This window comes from Tamlana crocina (assembly GCF_012037625.1).
Genome location: NZ_JAAVJS010000540.1, coordinates 1 through 351, shown reverse-complemented (window position 1 = coordinate 351; position 351 = coordinate 1). Strand labels below are relative to the sequence as shown.

Genomic DNA, 351 nt, shown 5'->3' with positions numbered 1-351 from the left:
ACGCTTCATGGTGAGCGTGTTATCCCGGTGCTTTTTGCCATACCACGGGGCCAGCGCCAGCAGCGACGGAATATCACGAATAGTCGGCTCAACGTGGGTTTTCATAAAGTTCTCGGCATCACCATCCGTCGGCAACCAGATAAGGGTGTTGCGCTGCTTATGCTCTATAAAGTAGGCATAAACACCCAGCAGCATTTTGGAATAACCGACACGGGCAGACTTCACCACATTCACCTCACGGATGTAGTCGCTGCCCATCGCATTCATGATGGCCCGCTGAAAGGGCAGTGTTTCCCAGCGCCCTTCCTGGTATGCGGATTCTTTCGGGAGATAGTAATTAGCATCCGCCCA

Annotated in this window: 1 protein-coding gene; it reads right to left on the bottom strand. The window is 53.0% G+C overall.

Features of this window, described 5'->3' with window-relative positions:
* Positions 1–351: phage terminase large subunit family protein (locus HC176_RS17955; RefSeq protein ID WP_167920364.1), on the bottom strand; the 351-nt coding region annotated here is incomplete at both ends.